Raw genomic sequence first — 1,254 nt, 5'->3', positions numbered from 1 at the left:
ATGCCCATGCCGCCCATGCCGTCCAGCGGCTTGAGGATGATGTCCTGGTGCTCCGCATGGAAGGCGCGGATCGCGGCGGCGGAGCGCGTCACCAGCGTCGGCGCGATGAACTGCGGGAACTCCAGGATCGCCAGCTTCTCCGGATGGTCGCGCAGCGACGCGGCCTTGTTGAACACGCGCGCGCCTTCGCGCTCGGCCTGCTCCAGCAGGTGGGTCGCGTAGAAGAACTCCGAATCGAAGGGCGGGTCCTTGCGCATCAGCACCGCGTCGACATCGGCCAGCGGCAGGTCCCGCGTCGCGGTGATCTCGTGCCACACGGCGAGCTTCGTGCCGGCCTGGCTGGCGGCGGCTTCCGGCGTCAGCGTCAGTTGCCGGGCCGCATGCGCCGTCACCCGGCCGCCGCTGACCCACAGCAGGTCGGGCACCTCGCACACCCACAGCTCGTGTCCGCGCCGGGCGGCCTCCCGCATCATCGCGAAGGTGGAGTCCTTGTAGGTGTTGAACGTGGACAGCGGGTCGGCGACGAACAGCAGTTTCATGGACAGGGCTTTCGACAAGGGATTCGGCAAACGCCGGCAATTCGGCGGCAATTCGGGCAATTCGGCGGCGAGGCCGGGGATCTCAGCAGGGACCTTCAGACCTCGGGCACGAACTCCCTCTCCCGCTTGCGGGAGAGGGCAGGGGTGAGGGCCAGCCCCCTAGGCAGGATCACTGCCTGGGAGCGGCCCGGAAGTGTTGCACCAAAAGAGAAACCGCACCGGCGACCACGCCCCAGAACGCCGAGCCGATGCCCAGCAGGCTCAGCCCCGACAGCGTGACCAGGAAGGTCAGGATCGCGGCGTCGCGATGACGCTCATCCTTCAGCGCGGCCGACAGCCCGCCGGCGATCGTGCCCAGCAGCGCCAGTCCCGCCACCGCCGCGATCAGCTCGCGGGGGAATGCGGTCAGCAGCCCCACCACCGCCCCGCCGGCCAAGCCGATGGCGATGTAGAACAAGCCCGCCATCGCCGACGCCGTGTATCTCCTGGCCGGATCCTCGTGCGCCTCGCGCCCCATGCAGATGGCCGCGGTGATCGCCGCGAGGTTGAACGCATAGCCGCCGAACGGCGCGAAGACTACCGAGGCCAGGCCGGTGGCGGCGATGCTCGCCGAGACCGGCGTCTGATACCCCGACGCCCGCTGCGCGGCGACGCCGGGCAGGTTCTGCGAAGCCATCGTGACAAGGAACAGCGGCAGCGCCACGCCGACCAGCGC

At 69.6% G+C, this 1,254-nt stretch carries 1 protein-coding gene and 1 pseudogene; both read right to left on the bottom strand.

Going from position 1 to position 1,254, the window contains the following annotated elements; translation table 11 throughout:
* Window positions 1-539 (bottom strand): annotated as a pseudogene (locus FUT87_RS24935) (glutathione synthase); the annotation flags it as partial.
* A gap of 169 nt (window positions 540-708) precedes the next feature.
* The coding region (locus FUT87_RS24930; protein WP_147242742.1) for a benzoate/H(+) symporter BenE family transporter at window positions 709-1,254 on the bottom strand (546 nt) is incomplete at its 5' end.

The sequence above is a fragment of the Mitsuaria sp. TWR114 genome (assembly GCF_007997345.1).
Note: the sequence above shows the minus strand (reverse complement) of the source record. Positions and strands in the feature narration are given on the sequence as shown.